The sequence below is a fragment of the Acerihabitans sp. TG2 genome (genome assembly GCF_035013185.1).
In the GTDB taxonomy this organism is placed as follows: Bacteria; Pseudomonadota; Gammaproteobacteria; order Enterobacterales; family Enterobacteriaceae; genus Acerihabitans.
On sequence record NZ_JAYGJO010000003.1, the window covers coordinates 34415 to 55761 of the forward strand.

The window sequence follows — 21347 nt, forward strand, 5'->3', positions numbered from 1 at the left end:
CTGGCTGGTTTTTCTACCCAGACAGTAAAGGCAAAACAATGAGCAACATGCCGATGGTTAGACTGAGTAACATGACCCAAGCGCAATACCCTGGCTATCGTGACTGGTTTATCGAGGAGTACGCGCGAGATTTAAGCACCAACCACGGTTACGCTATGGCGCAGGGGAGAATCAATGCTGCCGCCAGCATCGAAGGTTATCTGCCACAAGGGGTGGCCAGCGCCGGCCATTCTTTGTATTGCATCGACACCGACCATGATCAGCAAACCCAGCAGGTGGTGGGGTATCTGTGGATCGGATATAAAGCGGATTCAGCCTTTATCTACGATTTTTGCATCCTGCCGCCCTGGCAACGCCGGGGATACGGTAGCGCTGCTCTGTTTTTGCTGGATAAGGTTATGCGCGACCGGGGGGTGAGTGAACTGGGATTACGCGTGGCGGCCGATAACCCCCAGGCCAAGGCGTTATATGATAAATGCGGTTTTTTGGTCACCGGCGTGAATATGGCGAAAAGCCTGCTTTAGCGCAGGGTAAATGCCCCACGCGCCAGGCATTCGCCATTGATCAGAATGTCCACAGCATGCTGGCCGGGGTAGTGAATGCGGGTGGTGAAATTACGGATAATTTGCGTCCGGGTGATCTCCATGACTCCCTGGGCCGGCAGCGTCAAGGTTTTCAGTTTAAACACCTTGGCCGAGGTGTCGCCGGACTTTTTGACATAATGCACCCGGTAGTCAATCACCAGCCGTTGCGGCACTGCGACGGTGGAGCTCAATCGGAACGCCAGCCGGATGCTATCACCGAGCTGAATGTCCGTTGGGGTGATGCTCAGTTCGCCGACGCTGACCTGGGCGACGTGCCCGGCGCCGATCAGCCCCAACGCGCGGCGATCCCCCTGTTTGATCAGGGTGCGCAGAGCGTGGCGGGCGATCCAGGCGCAAAAAGGGCGATCCAGCGGCCAGCTTGCCAGCAGATCCATCACCCAGTCTGGATGATCTTTGGTAATATCATTGAGATGGTTGGCTACCGATTTGCGGACGTACAGACTGGGATCCTCACGCAGTTGCGTGAGGATCGGCGCCATCGGTGACGGATCGGCACACAGGGCCTCCAGGCGAAACGACCACGGCAATCGCGGTCGGCTGCCTTCGCTGGCCAGCCGTCTGACGTGCTCATTGTCATCACCGGCCCATGCCGACATCAGTGCAATTGCGCGCGTCTGGTCCTGGCGTAAAAAGGGCCGTACCGCAAACTCTGATGAACCGAATGGGGTAAAAAACCGCAGGGTGTCCATCGATAAATCGAAATCATCCAGCCCATACATCGCGACATATTCCGGTAATATCAACGTGACGAACCGATTATCGAGCCGAGGCGCCAGTCGTCGCAAAATGGCCAACGCCTGCGGGTAGTCCGCCGGCAGACCCTGATGCAGACAGGCAGTGACCCGCCGCAGCCTCGCCATCAGCGATAACCCCTCCAACCCATCGCCGCAGGCGGCCAGAAAACGTTGACGATCAAAGTCTGCATGGACGGCGGTGATTTGCGTCGCAATATGCTGTAAACGGGCGTGATTAAAAATCTCTTTCAATGCGGGAAAGCTGGGTTCGGACATGCGTGAGATCTCGGATCGTAGGGTATCGCGTAGGCTAAAGAAAAAGACCGTTCAATGCAAGGTATGGCCGGGTTAAACCCCGGCCGGTGAAACGCGGCTATTGGATTCCCATGGCGTTGCGCATGGTATAAAACAGGTCGGTTTGATCGGTCAGTCCAACCACATTGCCCGCATGGGGACCATAAGCGGCAATACGCAGTTGGGTGCCGGTATGGCCTTGGGATTCATCTTCGGAGTTTCCATAGCTGATAGCCATTACCGCGCCGTCCTTGGTGGTCAGCGCCTGGGTTAAACCAGGGGCCTTGGTATCGGTTGCAATAATCTGACTTGAATGGGCGTGGTCGGCGGTCACTATCACCAACGTGTTGCCATCGGCACGGGCAAACTCTAGCGCTTTTTGCACCGCTTCATCCAGGTCCACCGTTTCACCGAACTGTCCGCACGGGTTGGCGGCGTGATCTTGTTTATCAATCGATGCGCCTTCCACCTGCAAGAAAAATCCCTGTGGATGGGTTTTCAGCAGATCGATGGCTTTTTGCGTCATGACGGCCAGGGTGGGCATGCTGGTGGTGTGTTTGGGATTTTCGGTACAGGTCACCGCCGGCTGGTCGATATTGCCATGGTAAGTCGCTTTGGGACCTAACCAACGAACCGGCATATTACCTTCAGCGAACAGGCCCAGCACCGGATGCTCCTGGGTGGCCTGCGTCAAGCCGTTGAGCCCATCCCTATCGCTGACCCATTGATAGCCGCGCGCCAGAGCTTGTTCATGCAGGGTCTGCCCTTGCCACTTACCGGCTTTGGCGGTTTCGGCAAAGGTTTTACTGCCGCCGCCGAACGTCACATCGGCACGGGCATCAAGCAACTGTTCGGCGATAGAACCGCGCCCCTGGTTTTCCAGTGCCTGGGTGCTACAATTTTTGCTGGTGACGTCCGGGCCATAGCATTTGCGGGAGGACACGTGGGCCACTAACGCCGCCGGAGTGGCATCTTCAATTTCGGCGGTTGAGACATTGCCGGTAGCCTTGCCTGCCGCTTTGGCTAACTCCAGGATGGTTTTATGATCTTGGCCGAAGACATCCACTCCCAGTGCGCCATTGTAGGTCTTGACCCCGGTAGCCCAGGCGGTGGCTGACGCGGCCGAGTCGGTGACATAGTCGGGTTTATGGCTGGTTTTATCCAGCGAGTAGTGGGTGTACTGGCCAGTGAGAGGGAGCGCATCAATCCCTGGGAAAAACGAGCCGGCGCCCAAGGCATAGTTACGTGCAGCGGTAATTTCCGAATCACCCATACCATCGCCAATCAGTAATATCACGTTTTTCGCTGTCTGGTGAGTCAGCGCGGCTTTGAGCATCTCGGTCTGATCGGTCTGTAGGCGCCGGGCTCCGCCGGGCTGGGTGATATCCCCTTGCGCGGCGCGCACCAGATCTGCAGCGGATACGCTGGGCATTAACAGTAGATTGGTTAACAACAGTGCGGCAGTTATGGCGTTGACGCGTAAGTATAAGTAAAAATCCCCATGAGACATAAATGATAACTCCTGTGCCAGATGAATGTAATTGTATGTCTAAAATTGTCATCCTGTAATTATAGGTAACAATAATGACTGTTTTATGACATCTGTGGATGTGGCATTTCATTACCCGGACGCGGACCAGCAGAAGGTTCTCATGGCCATAAGCTTGTTTTTCCAGACCAATGATTCGATAAATTGTGTCGCGCAGTGGAACCTATAACCCACGGAATAAGCCACCACAATTGGCGCCCCGGACTGTCAGCAACTAATATACTAACCATACTTATTATTATCGAAGTCTTACTTGCCCTCCTTGAGATTGTACTGGGATCGGGGCTGGGCTTTTTTTCCAGGGGTTTATTATCATGCTTCGGTCTGATGTCGTCGCTACGGATGTTTCATGCATAACACCGGCAGAACAGGAATTTTCTTTTAAGGTGCTGACCATCAACACCCACAAGGGTTTTGCCGCCTTTAATCGGCGTTTTATCCTGCCGGAGTTGCGTCAGGCGGTGCGCACCGCTTCACCGGATATCGTGTTTTTGCAGGAAGTGTTGGGCATGCATGAAAAACACTCGCAGCACGTTGAAAACTGGCCGGTGGTGCCACAATACGAATACCTCGCCGATACCATTTGGACCGACTTCGCCTACGGGCGCAACGCGGTCTATCCCGAGGGTGATCATGGCAATGCGTTATTGTCCAAGTTTCCCATTGTTTGCCATGACAATCTGGATGTCTCTATCGATGGCACCGAGAAGCGCGGCATACTGCACTGCGTGTTGCAGGTGCCAGGGCGTAATGTGCAACTGCATATGATTTGCGTGCACCTCGGACTTAAGGAAAAACATCGCCGGGAGCAGTTATTGCGCATCAGTCAGTTTGTCGCCACGCTGCCCGCGGATGCACCGCTGGTGGTGGCCGGGGATTTTAACGACTGGCACCAACGTGCCAACCAAATACTCAGCCGTGAAGCCGGCCTGGTGGAAGTGTTTACCCAGGCTCATGGCCGGCCGGCCCGCAGTTTCCCCGCGTGTTTTCCTGTGCTGTGTCTCGATCGAATTTATGTCAAAAATGCCCGCATCAGTCAGCCGACCTTACTGGATCATCAGTCCTGGGCCCATTTGTCCGATCATTCGCCACTGGCCGTGGAGATCCACTTATGAGTATGGAATGGCGGGACGGGAATCGCATCACGTTGCTGGAAAATGGCGAAAATTTTTTCCCCGCACTGTTTAAACGCATTACCCAGGCGACCACGGAGGTGCTGCTGGAAACCTTTATCCTGTTCGAGGACAAAGTGGGTATCGCGTTGCAGCAGCATCTGATCGCGGCGGCGCGGCGCGGGGTGCGCGTAGAGATGCTGGTGGATGGTTACGGCTCGGCAGAACTGTCCACGGATTTTATCCGTGCCCTGGCCAATGCCGGGGTACGTTTTCGCTATTATGATCCTCGCCCGGCGTTTATGGGCATGCGGACCAATTTATTTCGCCGGCTGCATCGCAAAATCGTGGTGGTAGACGGGCGTATCGCGTTCATCGGCGGCATTAATTTTTCCGCTGAACAACTAAGCGATTATGGGCCAGAGGCCAAACAGGACTATGCGGTTGAGTTAGAAGGGCCGGTAGTGGCGGATATCCATCGTTTCACCTTGCAGGCACTTAATCAGCAAGACCTGCATCGTAGCTGGTGGCGAAAGCGCTACCGATTGCTGGCGCAGAATAAGCAGTCCGGTGATGCGCAGGCGCTGTTTGTTTTTCGTGATAACAATGAGCACCGTACGGATATCGAACAACTTTATATTGATATGCTGCGTAGCGCCAAACGCGAGGTGATCATCGCCAACGCCTACTTTTTCCCAGGTTATCGGCTGCTCAAGGAAATGCGCCGCGCCGCCCGGCGGGGTGTGCGCGTCGTCTTGGTGGTGCAAGGCGAACCGGATATGGCCATCGTCAAGGTGGGCGTGCGCATGCTTTATAATTATCTGGTACCGGCCGGCGTGCAGATTTATGAGTATCTGCGCCGCCCGCTGCATGGCAAGGTGGCGGTCAAGGATGAATACTGGGCCACCATTGGTTCAAGCAACCTTGACCCGCTGAGCCTGGCATTGAACCTCGAAGCCAATGTGGTGATCCACGATCGAACCTTTACCGGCCAGTTACGGGACAATCTTTTAGGTCTGATCGCCAATGATTCCCAGTTGATTGACCAAAGCCGGGTACCTAAACGCACCTACTGGCATTTAGCCAAAAGCGTGGTGGTATTCCATTTTTTGCGCCATTTTCCGGCCTGGATCGGCTGGTTACCTGCCCACACGCCCAGGTTATCCTTAGTGATGTCGCCGTCCCAGCCAGAATTGGAAACTCAGGACCGGGTGAAAACTGAAAAGCGGGAAGCCAAACCATGATCCCGCGTCACCACAGTCCGGCTAACCCGGCTACAAGCAACGTCGCGCGGTTTTGGCCGAGGGTTAAACCGGCACTGACCGTGCTGTTTTTTCTCGGGGTGGTGATCTTGCTGGTGGTTTATGCCAGCAAGGTCGATTGGGGTGATGTGGCACAGGCCGTTAAACACTATCAACGCAATACCATCCTGCTGGTGGTGGCATTGGCGGTATTGAGCTATTTGCTGTATGGCATCTACGATCTGATCGGTCGAGCCTATTGCCGTCATCAATTGGCAAAAAAGCAGGTGCTATTGGTCTCTTTTATCTGTTATGCCTTCACCCTCACGTTGAGTGCGTGGGTCGGTGGTATCGGCATGCGCTATCGGCTTTACTCACGCCTGGGCCTGTCCAATGGCGCCATCACTCGCATATTCAGCCTTAGTCTTGCCACCAACTGGCTGGGCTATATTTTGCTCGCCGGCGTGGTGTGTGCGTTTGGCGTGCTCAGGCTGCCGGTAGCCTGGGGCATCGGGCAACTGGTGCTACGGGTCATCGGCGTCGGCCTGCTGCTGTGTATTGCCGCCTACCTGTGGTTATGCGCGTTTGCCAAACGCCGGCATGTTGTTGTCAAACGGCAAAGGCTAGTATTACCTTCCTTACCCATGGCCGTCGCGCAGCTGATTGCCTCTTGCACGAACTGGCTGGCGATGGCCGCCATCATCTTTATCCTACTGAACTACCGCGTGGATTTCCTCTTGGTGCTTGGCGTGTTGCTGGTGAGCAGTATCGCCGGGGTGATTGTCCATATTCCAGCGGGGCTCGGGGTATTGGAAGGGGTATTTGTCGCCATGCTGGGCAACGAGCAGATATCCCATGGGACGATTCTCGCCGCGCTATTGGCCTACCGCGCAATTTACTTTATTGCGCCGTTGCTGCTGGCGATCGTGCTTTATCTTTGGCTGGAAAGTCGGAGCAAGACCTCGAGTGAAAAAAAACAGCATAGTGACAAACAACGGTCGGCCGGTAATTCTACTTGCCAGGCCAGCGGCAATGACAGGCAATAAAAAAAGCGGCACAATCAAATGTCAGAACCTACCTGGCAGTTAATGTGCAGCTCTCCAATCGATTCGTTATGGATTATTATTACCAGCCGTGGCTTTGATGATGACCACCACCGCCGGGCCCACCGCCGCCGCCGCCGCCACCCCGAGGCGGTGGAAACAGACAACCGCTCAACGCGGCGCTAAGAACAATAATTCCAATAAATGCCATAAAACGACGCATTGTCGTACTCCATATATTAAGAAATGCTTCACCACTAAATCATTTGCTTATTTAGACGCGAGGTCAATCAGTTTAACCGTAAGGATATTCGGTATAGATGTTTCTATTTGAAACGTTGAAAGGTAAATGGCGGATGTGGAGAAAAAGAAGAGCATGCCTGGATAAATAAAATAAGAATTAGCTTAATATATCATTATTTTATTTTTTAATAATACAATAATTAAGATTATTCTTCGATGTGTTCATTGTACGCAGACAAGAGTATTTGTCATGGTTTTTTTGAATAAGGTGGGGAATAACTCAACCTGATAACACGCGATCAGCCTTACTCATAAACTGCGGACGTACTGCGTATATCCGTTTGGCCGGAGACCGAGGTCATTGGGTAGCGGTGGCTATGGTCGATAGACAGCTTTTCCCAATGGCTATTTACCCACACCAGTGATGGGTTCCCGACCGCTGCAGCGCCGATGACCATCGCTTGATCGTCAACAGGGTGAGTGGCGGCCATGCTATTGGCACACAACAGTGCCAGTGCCATGCCAGCAACAACAATATTCAATTTTTTCATGCTGTTTCTCCAGCTTTTGTCGTTGTGATGTCGTTAACGACATAAATTTATTAACATTCGATAACTTAATGTTAGTTCAGTCGGTGTGCCGGGTCAAGGTTATTATTAACGATCATTAATTATTTAATGATCCGGCCACCCATCTGAAGATGGATTCCCGGTACCCGCACCAGACTGGCGCACACCCGTTTAGCGGCAAAACCGCCAGTGAAAACACACTCAGGGCAGCAGCGGTTAATGGCGAGCATCAGGTTCTCATTGGCCTCACCGAGATTCGTCGTGCTACACCGCAGTGAAATGCATCGGTTTTTATTCTTTTGAAAATGTGACGGAATACGCTTGTAATTTTTATAATGATCGTTAATTATATACGAAGAACGTAGCGTATAAAAATTGCTTTTTTTATACCCATTGGTTTTTAAGAGGCTGGTGTACTCGCAACACACCTGCGGCCTGATGGATAACAGGCATGACATTAATGCGATAAGAGAGGTTATATGAATACCGATCACGTTGCGTCAACCAGGAAGGGACGCGGACGTCCGAAACAATTTGACCGTGAAGATGCGCTGGATAAGGCATTGGATGTGTTCTGGCGTCATGGTTATGATGCGACATCCCTCACCGATCTGGTTGAGGCTACTGGCGCAAAAGCGCCAACATTGTATGCCGAATTCGGCAATAAAGAAGGATTGTTCCGAGCGGTGGCCGAGCGTTACATGGCCAAGTTCGCCGATCGTGGCCGGGCGTTGTTGGCCAATCCCCACCGTAGCACGGCCCAGGCCACCGAAGATTTCATGCGTGACACGGCGGCGATGTATACCGATAAAAACCTGCCGTCGGGCTGCTTTATCATTTGCACGTCCGCCGCACTGTCGTCATCGTCCGACGACGTGGCCAAATGCTTGCGTGCCCGTCACCATTTCCAAGAGAATATGCTGACCGACTTTTTACGCGCTCGTCAGCAATCCGGGGAGTTACCGGCGCAAATCGATATTGTCGCCTTGGCGAAATACCTGACCTGTATCCAACAGGGTATGTCGGTTCAGGCGCACGATGGCGCGACCCATGAAGAGCTTGATGGCATCGTCACCACGCTGATGGCCCTGTGGCCGGCGTTGGTGCGTATGGGCGTAACCAAGAGGGTCACGGCGCCGGCTGATATTTGACGTCATGGGCGTCAGGTCCCATGGCGCGGTGGGGTTAGCGGCTCTCATCATGCCAACCACCGCCCAGCGCGGCAATCAGCTGAACGCTGGTGGTCCATTGGGTACTGCGTAGCGACAACAGGTTTTGTTGCTGCGTTAGGCTGGTATTTTCGGTCGTGGCCACGTCCAGGTAGTCGATCATGCCGGCCTGATACTGATTATAGGTGACCCGGGCCGACTCTTGTGCGGACTGTGCGGCGCGCTGCCGAGCAGCAATCTCCGTCTCCAGGGTTGTTAGCTCCACCAAATAGTTTTCCACCTCCTGAAACGCCGACAGCACACTCTGACGATAACTGGCCACGCTGGCGTCATAACTGGCGCGCGCCTGTTCAACGCTGGCCTTGGTGGCGCCAAAGTCCAATAATGTACCGCTCAGTTCTGGCCCGAGTGACCATACCCGGTTAGGCAGTGAGATCAGGTTATGCAGCACCGAACTCTCGAATCCACCGCTGGCGCTTAACGTCAGATCGGGATAATACGCCGCCTCGGCCACGCCAATGGCGGCATTCGCGGACGCCACGTTGCGTTCGGCATAGGCAATATCGGGGCGACGTTGTAATAATTGCGCGGGCAGTGTTGTGGGAATCATCGGTAAGGTGGCGACCAGCGGGGTGGCGGGAAGGCTGAATTGTGCCGGCGACTTACCCATCAGCACCGCGATGGCATGTTCCAACTGAGCTCGCTGCCATTGTAAATCAAGCGCGGAGGCCCGAGCGCTTTCCAGCTGGGTTTGCGCCTGGGCCAGTGTCGCGCGCGATTCACTGCCGGCCCGATATTTATTGTCGATGACCTTCAGATAACGTTGATAAGCCTCAACGCTTTGCTGATACAAGTCAATTTGCTGATCCATGATCCGTAACTGAAAATAATCCTGCGCCAGATCCGACTGGGCGCTCAGGGTTATATTTGCCAATTCAGCTGCGCTGGCCTGGGCGCTGGCTTGGTTCTCCTCGACGGTGCGCCGCAGTTTTCCCCACACATCCAATTCCCAACTGGCGCTGACTTCGGCCTTGTGGGTATTATCCACACTACCGGCCGAGCCGTTGCGGGTGGTGTCCGCGCTCCCGGTGACGCTTGGATAAAGTTTGGCACGTGAGCCTGAGGTCAGCGCCCGCGCCTGTCGGTAAAGCGCATCATATTGGGCGACATTCTGGTTGGATATTTTCACCTGGCTGAGTAGGGATGAGAGGGTGGGATCGTTATATACCCGCCACCATTCGCCCTTACTGAGCTGATCTTGTGGTGTGGCTCGCGTCCAACCTTTTGCCTGCTTGAACTGGGCCGGTACCGTCATTGATGGTCGCCGGTAATCCGGACCCACCATGCAGCCGGCAACCAGCAAGGCCAATAGCAATGGGAGCGGTTTAAGGGCGCCATATCTGCATCGTGTTGTCATGTGGTGAGTGCCGTTATCAAGGTTAAAAAGTTAAAGTAGGCATAATAATGATCAGCGGTTTTAAACGTTATCAGGCATCCTCACCTATCAACGCCTTAGGTGACGGATTTGGCGTAATGTCGCCAAACGCGCCGGCCAGAACGGCTTAGGCGATCAAGATAGAGATACACCACCGGGGTGGTAAACAGCGTCAGCAACTGACTCAACGCCAGGCCACCGGCAATAGACATCCCCAGTGGGCTGCGCAAATCCGCGTCGCCACCGCTGCCGAGCGCCAGCGGCAGGGCGCCAAAAAACGCCGCCAGGGTGGTCATCATAATCGGCCGAAAACGCATCAAGCAGGCTTGGGTAATGGCCTGCTCCGGGCTAAGCCCCTGTTTGCGCTCTGCCGCCAGAGCGAAATCAATCATCATGATGGCGTTTTTCTTGACGATGCCGATCAGCAGCAAGATGCCGATCAGGGCGATAACCGTTAACTGGGTATGGGTCATAATCAACAGCAGCAATGCACCCAACCCAGCGGAGGGCAAGGTGGACAGTATGGTCAAGGGATGGATATAACTTTCATACAGCATCCCCAATACAATATAGACCGCCGCCAGCGCCGCGAGTATCAACCACGGCATGCTGGCGGTCAGCGAGGTGAACGCCTTGGCGGTGCCCTGGAAACCGGCCTGGATGGTGCTCGGTAGGCCGATGCGCGCCATCGCGGTTTTGATCAACCGCTGTGCCTGTTCAAGGGACACCCCATCCGCCAGGTTAAACGCCACGGTGCTGGTGGCGGATTGGCCCTGATGCGCCACCGAAAGGGCGGCGTTGGCGCCGCTAAAACGGGCGAAGGCGGCAATGGGGATTTGTTTACCTTCATCGTTAACCACCCGCAAGTCATTAAGAATGGCCGGATCGCGGGTAAAATCACCCGTTAAGGTCATCACCACATGGTATTGATTAAGGGTTTTATAGCGCGTGGCGATCTGCCGCTGGCTAAAGGCGTTGTTTAGCAGCGTGTCGAGCATTTTGACATCGACGCCCAGTCGGGTCGCTTTATCGCGGTCGATCGTGAGCATGATTTCCTGACCGCCGGTCTGGGCATCGGAATCCACGCCGGTTAATTCGGGGATGTTTTCCAGCGCCGCTTTGACCTTCGGCGTCCACACCCGCAGGGTGTTTAAATCATCGGCCTGCAGGCTATATTGATACAGGGCGTTGGCGCTGCGTCCACCAATGTGCAGATCTTGCGCCGGCATCAAAAACAGCTGTACGCCGGGTTGATTAAACCCCTTGACGGTCAGCCGGTTGGCGACCTGCGCGGCGTTGGCGTCACGTTGAGAAAAATCCTTCAGATGGACAAAAAAGTTAGCGGTATTGCGTGAACCAAACCCGCCGCTGCCCATGGAAGACAGTACGCCGTCTACCGCTGGATCTTGTTGTATCAGTTTTGAAAAGGCCTCTACTTTAGGTTTCATCGCCTGGAAGGAGACATTTTGATCGGCGCGCAGCATCCCCATTAACAGTCCGGTATCCTGATTGGGAAAAAAGCCTTTTTCCACCACCGTATAGAGAAAAATATTCAGCGCCACGGTTAACAACAGACTGAACAGCGTAAGCCGCTGGTGGCGCAGTACCCAGGCCAGAGCAACCGCATAACCCGCCAACAGACCGGCCAGCCCGCGCTCAATCAGCGCGTTGATCCGGGACGGTTTTCGGGTAACCGGCGGTTTGCGTTTCAACAACCGTGAACATAGCATCGGCGTCAGGCTTAGCGACACCAGCATGGAAATCAACAACGAGACCGTCAGCGTGACGGCGAACTCGCGAAACAGCCGGCCGACAATGCTGCCCATCAGCAGAATGGGAATAAACACCGCCACCAGCGACAACGTCATCGCCAATACGGTGAAACTCACCTCCTGTGCGCCTTTGATTGCCGCCCGTAGCGGTCCCATACCCTGTTCGATATAACGGGTAATATTCTCCAGCACCACAATGGCGTCATCCACCACAAAACCGGTACAGATAATCAACGCCATCAACGACAGATTATCCAGGCTGTAACCTAACAGGTACATCACCGCGCAGGTGCCGATAATCGAAACCGGCAAGGCCAGGGCCGGAATAATGACCGCCTGCAGGTTGCGCAGGAAAATAAACACCACCCCGATCACCAGGGCGACGGCGATTAACAGCGTCTCCTCGGTATCGCGCAGCGACGCGCGGATCGTGGGCGATCGATCGATCACCATATGCAAACTCACATCACCGGGCAGCAAGGCGGCCAGCGCTGGTAATCGTGCTTTGATGGCGTCAATGGTCTCGAGCATATTGGCGCCGGCCTGGCGGGTAACGCCAATCATCACGGCGGGAGTATTATTGTAATACCCGACGTTATACTTATCCTCCACCGAGTCGTAAACATGGGCCACATCGCCTAGTCGAACTTCGGTGCCGTTTTGATAGCTGATGATGAGCTGACGATAATCCTTGGCCAGATCCACTTGGCCGTTACCTTCCACCACCCATGATTGCCGGTCGCCCTGAAGTACGCCTTTGGGTAAATTGCTGGTGCTATTGGCGATGGCGGCACGCACGGTATCAAGAGACAAACCAAAATGGGTGATCATCTGTGGGCGCAAATCAATACGTACTGCTGGTAGCGAACTGCCTACCAGCGACACCTGTCCTACGCCGCTGACCTGGGCGATTTTTTGCTGTATTTCACTGGAAGCCAGATCATAGAGTTCACCACTGCTGCGGGTGGCTGAGGTTAACGCCAGCATGACAATCGGCGCATCGGACGGATTGGCTTTACGATAGGTTGGCAGTGAAGGCATGCTGGAGGGCAGTAGACTGCGCGCCGCGTTGATCGCTGCCTGTACATCGCGCGCCGCGCCGTTGATATCCCGATCAAGGTCAAACTGTAAAATCACGTTGGTGGAGCCTTGCGAACTGCTGGACGTCATTTCGGTGATGCCGGCGATCTGCCCCAAGGCCCGCTCCAACGGTGTCGCCACCGTGGCGGCCATGGTCTCCGGGCTGGCGCCAGGCAGGCTGGCGGTGACCATCACCGTGGGGAAGTCCACCTGCGGCAGCGGCGCTACCGGCAACAGCCGATAACCCAGAATACCGAGCAGTAAGATGGCCAAGGTGAGTAACAACGTGGCCACCGGGCGAAAGATAAACAGCCGGGAAATATTCATGGTTGCTGCTTGCCGAGACGGTGCCATAGCCGCTGACTGCGCCGCGACAGACCGTCAAACCACAGGTAAATCACTGGGGTTGAGAACAGGGTCAGCAATTGACTGAACACCAATCCGCCGACAATCACCAATCCCAGGGGGCGGCGCAGTTCCGCGCCAGAACCGTGCGCCAGCATCAGCGGCAGCGCTCCGAGCAGTGCCGCCATGGTGGTCATTAAAATCGGCCGGAAACGCAGCAAACAGGCTTGATGGATCGCGTCGCGAGGCGTGAGATGCTGCTGATGTTCCGCTTCCAGCGCGAAGTCGATCATCATAATGGCATTTTTCTTGACGATCCCGATCAGCAAGATCACCCCGATCAGCGCGATCAGGCTAAATTCAGTATTGGCGAACAGCAGCGTCAGCAGGGCGCCCACCGCCGCCGACGGCAGGGTCGATAAAATCGTCACCGGGTGGATAAAACTTTCATACAAAATACCCAACACCACATACATGGTCAGTAGCGCCGCCAGTATCAACCACAAGGTATTATCCGTGGATTTTTGGAAAGCAGATGCCTCACCCTGGTAACGTAGGGTAATGCTGGCGGGTAAGTTTAACTGTCCGGTGACCTGCGCGATGGCCTGTTGCGCGTCCTCCAGCGAATAACCGTTGCGCAGATTAAACGACACTGTGACCGCCGGAAACTGATTGAGTCGGGCGTATAGCAATGACCCGGTGCGCAAATGAATCTTGGCAATGGAGGTCAGCTTGACCATCCCGTTGCTGGTGGTCGCGGTGCTGGTGTCGGATGACGTCGTGGAAGAACTGGACGAACGGGTGGATGCACTGCTGCTGGTCGTGCTGCTGGAACTGGAACTGGAACTGGTGAGGTTGGTCGCCAGATATATATCGTTAAACGACGCCGGCGACTGCTGATATTTCGGTTCGACTTCAAGTACCACACGATACTGATTGGATTGGGTAAAGATGGTGGACACCAGACGTTGTCCAAAAGCATCATACAACGCGTTATCCACGTCAGCGGCGGTGATGCCATAACGGGCCGCGGCGTCGCGGTTAAGTTCCACATACGCCACTTGTCCCTGGTCCTGCAGGTTGCTCACCACATCGCTGAACGCTGGCTGTTGCTTGAGTTGTGCCACCAGCTTGGGGGTCCAGGTCACCAGATTTTCACTATCGGCATCATCGAGGGTGAATTGGTACTGGTTGGGGGTCACCTGATCGTTGACCGTCAAATCTTGAGCGGACTGCATAAACAGCGTGATCCCGGCCACGTTTTGCGTGGCCTGTTTCAACTGGCTGATGATAGCGTCGGAGCGCAGGTCGCGCGCCGAGAACGGTTTCAGGTTAATTTGCAGGCGCCCGCTATTGAGGCTGGTATTATTGCCATCAACGCCGATAGTGGATGAGAGGCTCGCCACCGCCGGATTTTGCAGGATAATATCTGCCAGCTGCTGCTGGCGCCTGGCCATTTCACCAAATGACACATCTTGCGATGCCACGGTGACACCCTGAATCAAACCGGTATCCTGTGGTGGGAAAAAGCCCTTAGGTACCACCATATAAAGCAAGGCGGTGATCACCAGGGTTGACAGGGCGACCAGCAGCATCAGGCGTTGATGGTCAAGCACCACCGTCAGCCAACGGTCATAACCGGCCACCAGACGATCAAATAACTGCCCGCCCTTGCGATTAAACCGGCTTTGTTTTTCCTCAGGGATATGGCGCAGCAAATAGGCGCACAGCATCGGCGTCAGTGTTAATGACACCACCATGGAAACCAGTATCGACACCGCCAGGGTAATGGCGAACTCCCTGAACAGCCTGCCGACCACATCGCCCATAAACAACAAGGGGATCAGTACCGCAATCAACGAGAAGGTTAAGGAAATAATGGTAAAACCAATTTGCGCAGACCCCTTCAGCGCCGCCTGCATCGGTGTTTCGCCATTTTCCAGACGGCGGGAAATGTTCTCTACCACCACAATGGCATCATCGATGACAAAACCGGTGGCCACCGTCAAGGCCATTAACGACAGGTTGTTCAGGCTGAACCCGGCCAGATACATCACGCCAAATGTGCCAACCAACGACAGCGGTACGGCGATACTGGGGATCAGCGTGGCCGCCAGGTTGCGTAAAAACAGGAATGTGACCATCACCACCAGGGCAATGGATAACAACAGTTCAAACTGCACGTCGCTAATGGATGAACGAATGGTCTGGGTGCGGTCGGATAAAATACTCACCTTCACCCCCTCGGGCAAGGCGGCCTGCAACGTGGGCAACTGGGCTTTGATATTATCCACCACCGAGATGACGTTCGCGCCGGGCTGGCGTTGTACGTTTATCACGATCGCCGGCTGACGGTTGGCCCAGGCGGATTGATACCTGTTTTCCTCCGCCTCGTCAATTTGCGCAATGTCACGCAGGCGCAGCGCGGCGCCGTCCTGATAGGTCAGTATCAGGTTGCCATACTCTGCCGCCGTGCGCAGCTGATCGTTGGCGTCAATGGTAATAGAGTGGTGTGTGCCATCAAACCCGCCTTTAGAGCCGTTAACATTGCTCTTGCCTATCAGGGTATTCACATCTTCCAGGGTCAGGTGGTGTGCTGCCAGGGCGCGGGGATTCATACGTACCCGAATGGCCGGCTGGTGGCCGCCGGCAAGCGTCACCATGCCCACCCCGGAAATTTGCGACAGTTTAAGGGCGATACGGGTATTGACCAAATCCTGTACTTTAATCAGCGACAGGGTATCGGAGGTGGCCGCCAGGGTGATCACCGCCGTATCCGCCGGATTGACCTTCTTGTAGGTGGGCGGGTTGGGCAAATCGGTGGGCAGCAGGCTATTAGCGGCGTTAATCGCTGCCTGGACCTCCTGCTCAGCCACATCCAGGGAGAGTTCGAGAGAAAATTTCAGGGTAATAATAGATGCACCACCGGAACTGGTGGAATACATCTGACTCAAGCTGGCCATTTGGCCAAGCTGACGCTCCAACGGGGCGGTGACCGCCGAGGCCATGATACTGGGGCTGGCGCCCGGGTAGAGTGTGGTGACCTGAATGGTAGGGTAATCTACCTGCGGCAGGGCGGATGTGGGCAGCATACGGTAAGCAAAAACACCGGAAATAAACACGCCAATCATCAGTAGAATGGTGGCGACCGGTCGCTGGATAAACAGGCGAGATGGATTCATTGGGCCGCAGCACCTTTGGTCGCTGCCTTGCCGTCGATCGCTGCCGCATCCTTGGTTGCGGCTTTGCTGTCGGTTGATACCGTTGATGCCTTGCTGCCGTCGTTTGCCAACCTATCCTTGAGCGATACTTTGCTGCCGCCGTTTGCCAATCTATCCTTGGTCGGTTGCGTGACGCCGGGGGTAGTCGGTGTCTCAACCACCGTCACTTTGCTGCCGGTGTTGAGCCGATCAATGCCTTCGGTCACTACGCGTTCACCCGGCGCGACGCCGCTTAGCACCACCTGCAGGTCTGCGCCAAACGCGGGTCCGCTTTTTACCGCTCGCCGTTCAACGGTATTATCCGCTGTTATCACGTAAACAAAATCACCCTCACTACTGAGCTGGATCGCCTGGGCTGGAATGACGGTGGCGCCTTTGAGCAGGTCAGTTTGTAGCTTGACGTTCACAAACTGATTGGGGTAGAGGCGCTCATCGTTATTAGCAAAAATCGCTTTTAGTTTGATACTGCCGGTATCGCTGTCTATTTCATTACTGATAAAACTGAGTTTGCCCTGGTCTAGCACTGTGGTGCCGTCCTGATCAAGGGCCGTTGCCGGCAGTGATTGACCATGGTGCAGCGTTTTGAGCAGCACGGGAATATGCGCTTGCGGCAGGCTGAAAGTCACCGCGATCGGCTGGGTTTGGGTGATGGTCACGATGCCGGTCGTGTCGCTGCTATGTACCATATTGCCAGCATCTACCAACCTTAAGCCCACACGACCAGAGACCGGGGCGGTAATGCGTGCATATTCCAGGTTAAGCTTGGCTGAATCAATCTGTGCCTGATCGCTTTTAACCGTGCCGAGGTATTGCCCGACCGTGGCAGTCTGGGTATCCAAATCCTGGCGGGCTAATGAATCCTGAGCATAAAGCGTCTTATAGCGGGCCAACGTCAACTGGGCACTTTTTAACAGTGCCTGGTTTTGCGCCAGTTCCCCTTGGTATTGCTCAAGTGTGGCTTGATAACTCCGGGGATCAATTTGGGCTAAAAGCTGCCCTTTGGCCACTTTTTGTCCCTCGGTAAAAAATACCGTCACTAACTGACCGTCCACCCGGCTGGTCACCGTGACGCTGGCGTTCGCCACCACCGTACCCAGCGCGGAAAGATAAACCGGCACATCGGCCTGTGTAGCCGTTCCGCTATGTACCGGAGTCGAACCGCCCATGCCGGGACCGCTCATACCGGGAGGGCCCATACCGGGGCCGCCCTTACCGGGGCCCTTCATGCCGGGGCCTCCCATACTGATACCGGTGCTGGGGGAAGATCGAAAGTGGACATAAAATAAAGCTGAGATTATCAGCAATAGCACTACAACGGCTGAGAAGACATTACGCCATTTGATTTTTCGTTGGGAATGATTTTTCATGCGATACGAGTGCTACGAGTGGCTTAGAGTGATCATGTCACTAGGATAGAGTAGTTCGCCGACGGTTATTGTAAAATTTTCGACAAAAATAGTGTCTTTTCCCGTAAAAATAGGGGCATGGCAGCAAGGCAATCGTTACTGGTTTTATCGGGCGTGATAACCCCTGATTATAATCAGGACAATAAAATAACGAGTGAGTTGTTTAACAGGTTAACGCGGTTTAGTGCAATCAAATTTTGACATTTTTAGTCGATGTTTTGTAAATATATTCAACATAATGTCATTTATTTATAGAGTAATCTCTTTTTTTTTATAACTAACGGATTATCAGCATAATTTTATCCCAATTTACCTCCCGTCTTTTTTCATATAGAAAATTAAGGCCATCATAAATATAGGTTAAATGTTAATTTTGTTAAATTACATGTTAAATTATTAACATTTATGGCGAATATTTCAGTGATTTTACGCTAATGTGCTATCATTATTCGCTCCGTAAAATAAAACTAGGAATAACTTTACCTTTCGAATTTCCGGGTGGTTTGACACTAAGGCGGCTAACTATATAATCACAACGACTTCCTATTTTATCGCTCTATTTATGATGGTATTACACTTGATGTTTTACGTGCATAAGTAGCCTAATCTAGGTGTGAATACATCAATATCCATTAATTATCCGATTAACAATAATTGTTAATTATTACTTAAGTAATTTTGTGCGGTGTACTGAAAAAATAAAAATGGCGTTAGATGCGCCATCCAGCACCATGCCGGATAGCCATAATCGAACGAAGGTAATGGATCGAGTGGAAGGACACTTTGTCGTTTTAAAGCAATGAATTAAAAAATAATAAGTATAAATAATATTATTTACCTAACAATTTAACTCAGTATGCCATGTGATTTTTGCTATTGAAATGCATGTTTCCATAAAAGAGCGGTATATTGATGAAACAGACAGTGAACATGTCATAGGCTTAATTTGTTGAAGTTATTCATTCAAAATTTATTAATTTAACGGTAGGGTTATTCACATGACAACACCATCAAATGAACCACGTGCAATAAAACCTTTTTTGACACCACTTCCTATTAAAGGTGTTCGAAAAGAGGTGGTTAGCCATTTTAAAGTTCAATACACCTTTGGCGACTTCATCCTGAACTCCACTCGCGTTCTGTTCCATAAAGAAAAGCAGATCAGCGTGTCACCGAAAGAGCTTGGGGTGCTGATTCTGTTATTAGAATCGGCTGGTGAACTGGTCACTAAAGATCGGATCATTGACGAGGTCTGGTCCGGGGCAAATGTGGCGGAAGAGTCGCTCACTCGTTGTATCTATGTATTACGCCGCATTCTGCAGGAGGGTAAACATAATCGTTATATCGATACCGTCTATGGTAAAGGGTACCGTTTTTCCTTACCCGTTACCCGGATAACGCCAGCTGAACGCCTGGTCACGGCTGCAGTTAATCGCACCGTCGCGATCTTCCCTTTTACGATGGGCAATGGGTATTTAGACGCGTTGAGCTTGCATGATGCTTTGGTTGATGACATGAGCGACTATGCATCGTGCGGATTGCATATTTTACCTTCATCGCTAACCATGAATTGCCGGACGGTGGAGTCGATGCTGGCGCTGATTGAAAAAATTCGACCGGACTATTATTTAGCCGGACATGAATTAATCTTGGCCAACCAGCCGTCACTGCGTATTGAGTTTATCCGTGCACACGATCATTATGTGCTACACCGTGAGGGAATCACGCTTACGACGGCGCTGACCCATGGTTGCATCAAAAACCAGCTTAATCCGCTGATCTTGAAGTATATACCTGGATTGAAGGCTGAACGTAGCCAAACCGCAACGCCTGAGTGCAAACCTAACGCTGCCGCCTGCCTGCAAGAGGGACGTAACGCATTCCTGGAATACACCCCAGAAAGCCTTACCAAGGCGCTGGGTTTGTTTCAAGGCTGTCTTCAACAGATGCCCGACGATGCGGACCTGTATTGCCACCTGGCCGAATGTTATTTTGCCTTAGGCAAAATGGGCATGATGGGGCTTGAACCGGCAATGAAGGCGTGTGGCAACATGGTGGATCAGGTCCTGGCCCGCCAACCGGAACATCCGTTGGCACTGGCAATGGGCGGGGTATTGCACGGTTTGAACGCCGAATTCAGTCAGGCGGCAGAACTGTTTCGCCAGGCCCTGACGACAGCCAAGGAAAATCCGTTGGTAAATTATTATTACGCGGTACACCTGTTTATCGTTGGCGAGGTTGCCCGGGCGCTGCATTTTGCCCGGTTGGCGGATCAATTGCAGCCAGGAATGATCGCTTCTTTAGCGCTCATCTTGTGGCTGGAGTATTGCCAAGGCAATGCTAGCGCAGCGCTTAAGGTTACCGATCGACAATCCGGCGCCGCCGTTGAACATCCGGTACTGATGAGCATGAACGCCGTCATTCTGTGTGGTGAGGGGCGGCCAAGCTGTGCGTTAAAGCTGGTTGATCGCCTGCAACCTGGTGATAAACCGGAGGGCATCATTTATCTCAACACCCTATATACCCGTTTATTTGCCCAATCCACAGTGGTGGATGCCGACCGGGTAGCGCAAATTATCGAGCAGTCTGCACATAAGATGCATTCGGCGTTGTTGCCGGTCATTTTACAATGTCATGGGTTGAATGAGGCCAAAAAATGGTATGACCACCTGGCAAACTCATCTTCACCTTGCTTACGTTTTTGGCGCCATGATCCCAGGGTCAAATCCCTGAATACTGCTACAGGAGCCGTCGCTACGTCATGAAAAAGCCGTTATTGCCCCTGATAATAGTCGTGTTATTAACCAGTACGCCCGCCATGGCAAGTTGCTGGTCGCAAGCCGAACATCATTTTGGCATAGAAGCCCGATTATTACAGGCCATTGCTATTACCGAGTCGAATATGAACCCGGCCGCCACCGGGAAAAATACCAATGGCAGCCGGGATATCGGCCTGATGCAAATTAACAGTGTGCATTTGCCGCAGTTGAAGAAGCTGGGTATCGATGAAAAACGTTTGTACGAGGACACCTGTGTTTCCGTGATGGTCGGCGCGTCGGTATTGGCGGATATGATGAAAAAGTTTGGCTATTCATGGGAGGCGGTGGGCGCGTATAACGCCGGCCCGGCAAAAGGACGGCAGCAGTTGCGCATGCGTTATGCGCGCAAGGTTTGGGATCATTACCAGACCATCGGGTCGCAAGGCGCACCGGAGATTATGCCAAAGTCAAAACCTACAACAGCCGCCAAACCAATGACAGCACCAACGGAAACGGCGGCCGCCAAACCAACGCTACCTGGATAAATAGGAGTGTTGTTAATTATTGAATAAGTTATTGCACTTTTTAATTAAAATGTCGGCACAAATTAAATATTGATTAGTTTCTATCATCAATTGTAGGTGAGAAAAAATGACATAAATAAGTGAATGAAGTTAATTATGCACGTGTTAATTCAATCTTTGCTCTGTTGTTTTTTGCCAGAAAATGCTCAAACGGATTGAAAAATTAAGTCTTGAATCAGATTCTCA

General features: G+C 52.9%; 16 protein-coding genes. 7 read left to right on the forward strand and 9 right to left on the reverse strand.

Going from position 1 to position 21347, the window contains the following annotated elements; all coding sequences use genetic code 11:
* The first annotated feature begins 38 nt into the window (after positions 1 to 38).
* Positions 39 to 524, forward strand: coding sequence for a GNAT family N-acetyltransferase (locus tag SJI19_RS03380; RefSeq protein WP_323476864.1), 486 nt, complete (start codon positions 39 to 41; stop codon positions 522 to 524).
* On the opposite strand, the gene SJI19_RS03385 is transcribed toward SJI19_RS03380, so the two are convergent.
* Together SJI19_RS03385 and phoA are read right to left on the reverse strand one after the other, a co-directional pair.
* The gene (locus SJI19_RS03385; RefSeq protein ID WP_323476865.1) at positions 521 to 1615 is read right to left on the reverse strand and encodes a DNA alkylation repair protein; all 1095 of its coding nucleotides are present in this window, start codon (positions 1613 to 1615) and stop codon (positions 521 to 523) included. The two genes, SJI19_RS03380 and SJI19_RS03385, sit on opposite strands and share 4 nt — an antisense overlap.
* Positions 1616 to 1712: 97 nt before the next feature.
* Positions 1713 to 3143 (reverse strand): alkaline phosphatase, encoded by a 1431-nt coding sequence (gene phoA, locus SJI19_RS03390; protein ID WP_323476866.1) that lies wholly within the window; start codon positions 3141 to 3143, stop codon positions 1713 to 1715.
* 392 nt (positions 3144 to 3535) lie between these two features.
* Here phoA and SJI19_RS03395 point away from each other — a divergent pair, with 392 nt between their 5' ends.
* From SJI19_RS03395 to SJI19_RS03405, 3 genes are read left to right on the forward strand one after another with little or no spacing between them, the layout of a single operon-like run.
* Positions 3536 to 4297 (forward strand): endonuclease/exonuclease/phosphatase family protein, encoded by a 762-nt coding sequence (locus SJI19_RS03395; protein WP_416347497.1) that lies wholly within the window; start codon positions 3536 to 3538, stop codon positions 4295 to 4297.
* Positions 4294 to 5538 carry a cardiolipin synthase ClsB gene (gene clsB / locus SJI19_RS03400; protein ID WP_323476868.1) on the forward strand — a complete coding sequence of 415 codons (1245 nt, stop codon included), beginning with the start codon at positions 4294 to 4296 and terminating at the stop codon, positions 5536 to 5538. The genes SJI19_RS03395 and clsB overlap by 4 nt, the downstream gene beginning before the upstream one ends.
* A complete protein-coding gene (locus tag SJI19_RS03405; protein WP_323476869.1) occupies positions 5535 to 6581 on the forward strand; it encodes a lysylphosphatidylglycerol synthase domain-containing protein in 1047 nt (348 codons plus the stop codon). The genes clsB and SJI19_RS03405 overlap by 4 nt, the downstream gene beginning before the upstream one ends.
* Before the next feature lie 79 nt (positions 6582 to 6660).
* Here SJI19_RS03405 and SJI19_RS03410 read toward each other — a convergent pair whose 3' ends face one another.
* The 3 genes from SJI19_RS03410 to SJI19_RS03420 all read right to left on the reverse strand — a co-directional run bounded on the left by SJI19_RS03410 (position 6661) and on the right by SJI19_RS03420 (position 7620).
* A complete protein-coding gene (locus tag SJI19_RS03410) occupies positions 6661 to 6801 on the reverse strand; it encodes a hypothetical protein (RefSeq protein ID WP_323476870.1) in 141 nt (46 codons plus the stop codon).
* 325 nt (positions 6802 to 7126) lie between these two features.
* Positions 7127 to 7372: a hypothetical protein gene (locus SJI19_RS03415; protein WP_323476871.1), complete on the reverse strand. Its 246-nt coding sequence runs from the start codon at positions 7370 to 7372 to the stop codon at positions 7127 to 7129.
* A 119-nt stretch (positions 7373 to 7491) separates the two neighbouring features.
* Entirely contained in the window at positions 7492 to 7620 is a 129-nt protein-coding gene (locus tag SJI19_RS03420; protein ID WP_323476872.1) for a hypothetical protein, read from the reverse strand.
* A 249-nt stretch (positions 7621 to 7869) separates the two neighbouring features.
* Between SJI19_RS03420 and SJI19_RS03425 the strand changes: the two genes are divergently transcribed.
* Complete coding sequence (locus SJI19_RS03425; protein WP_323476873.1) at positions 7870 to 8541, forward strand: TetR/AcrR family transcriptional regulator; 672 nt, start codon at positions 7870 to 7872, stop codon at positions 8539 to 8541.
* Positions 8542 to 8575: 34 nt separating this feature from the next.
* Here the strand turns inward: SJI19_RS03425 and SJI19_RS03430 are convergent, their stop codons facing one another.
* From SJI19_RS03430 to SJI19_RS03445, 4 genes are all read right to left on the reverse strand, one after another.
* Positions 8576 to 9976 (reverse strand): efflux transporter outer membrane subunit, encoded by a 1401-nt coding sequence (locus SJI19_RS03430; protein WP_323476874.1) that lies wholly within the window; start codon positions 9974 to 9976, stop codon positions 8576 to 8578.
* 95 nt (positions 9977 to 10071) lie between these two features.
* Entirely contained in the window at positions 10072 to 13173 is a 3102-nt protein-coding gene (locus SJI19_RS03435; protein WP_323476875.1) for an efflux RND transporter permease subunit, read from the reverse strand.
* Positions 13170 to 16373, reverse strand: coding sequence for an efflux RND transporter permease subunit (locus SJI19_RS03440; protein WP_323476876.1), 3204 nt, complete (start codon positions 16371 to 16373; stop codon positions 13170 to 13172). Before SJI19_RS03440 ends, SJI19_RS03435 begins: the two co-directional genes overlap by 4 nt.
* Positions 16370 to 17779: an MdtA/MuxA family multidrug efflux RND transporter periplasmic adaptor subunit gene (locus SJI19_RS03445; RefSeq protein ID WP_323476877.1), complete on the reverse strand. Its 1410-nt coding sequence runs from the start codon at positions 17777 to 17779 to the stop codon at positions 16370 to 16372. The genes SJI19_RS03440 and SJI19_RS03445 overlap by 4 nt, the downstream gene beginning before the upstream one ends.
* Before the next feature lie 1037 nt (positions 17780 to 18816).
* On the opposite strand from SJI19_RS03445, the gene SJI19_RS03450 reads away from it, so the two are divergent.
* On the forward strand, positions 18817 to 20583 hold the full coding sequence (locus SJI19_RS03450; protein WP_323476878.1) for a winged helix-turn-helix domain-containing protein: 1767 nt from the start codon (positions 18817 to 18819) through the stop codon (positions 20581 to 20583).
* The gene (gene iagB / locus SJI19_RS03455; protein ID WP_323476879.1) at positions 20580 to 21122 is read left to right on the forward strand and encodes a type III secretion system invasion protein IagB; all 543 of its coding nucleotides are present in this window, start codon (positions 20580 to 20582) and stop codon (positions 21120 to 21122) included. Before SJI19_RS03450 ends, iagB begins: the two co-directional genes overlap by 4 nt.
* The last annotated feature ends 225 nt before the right edge of the window (positions 21123 to 21347 follow it).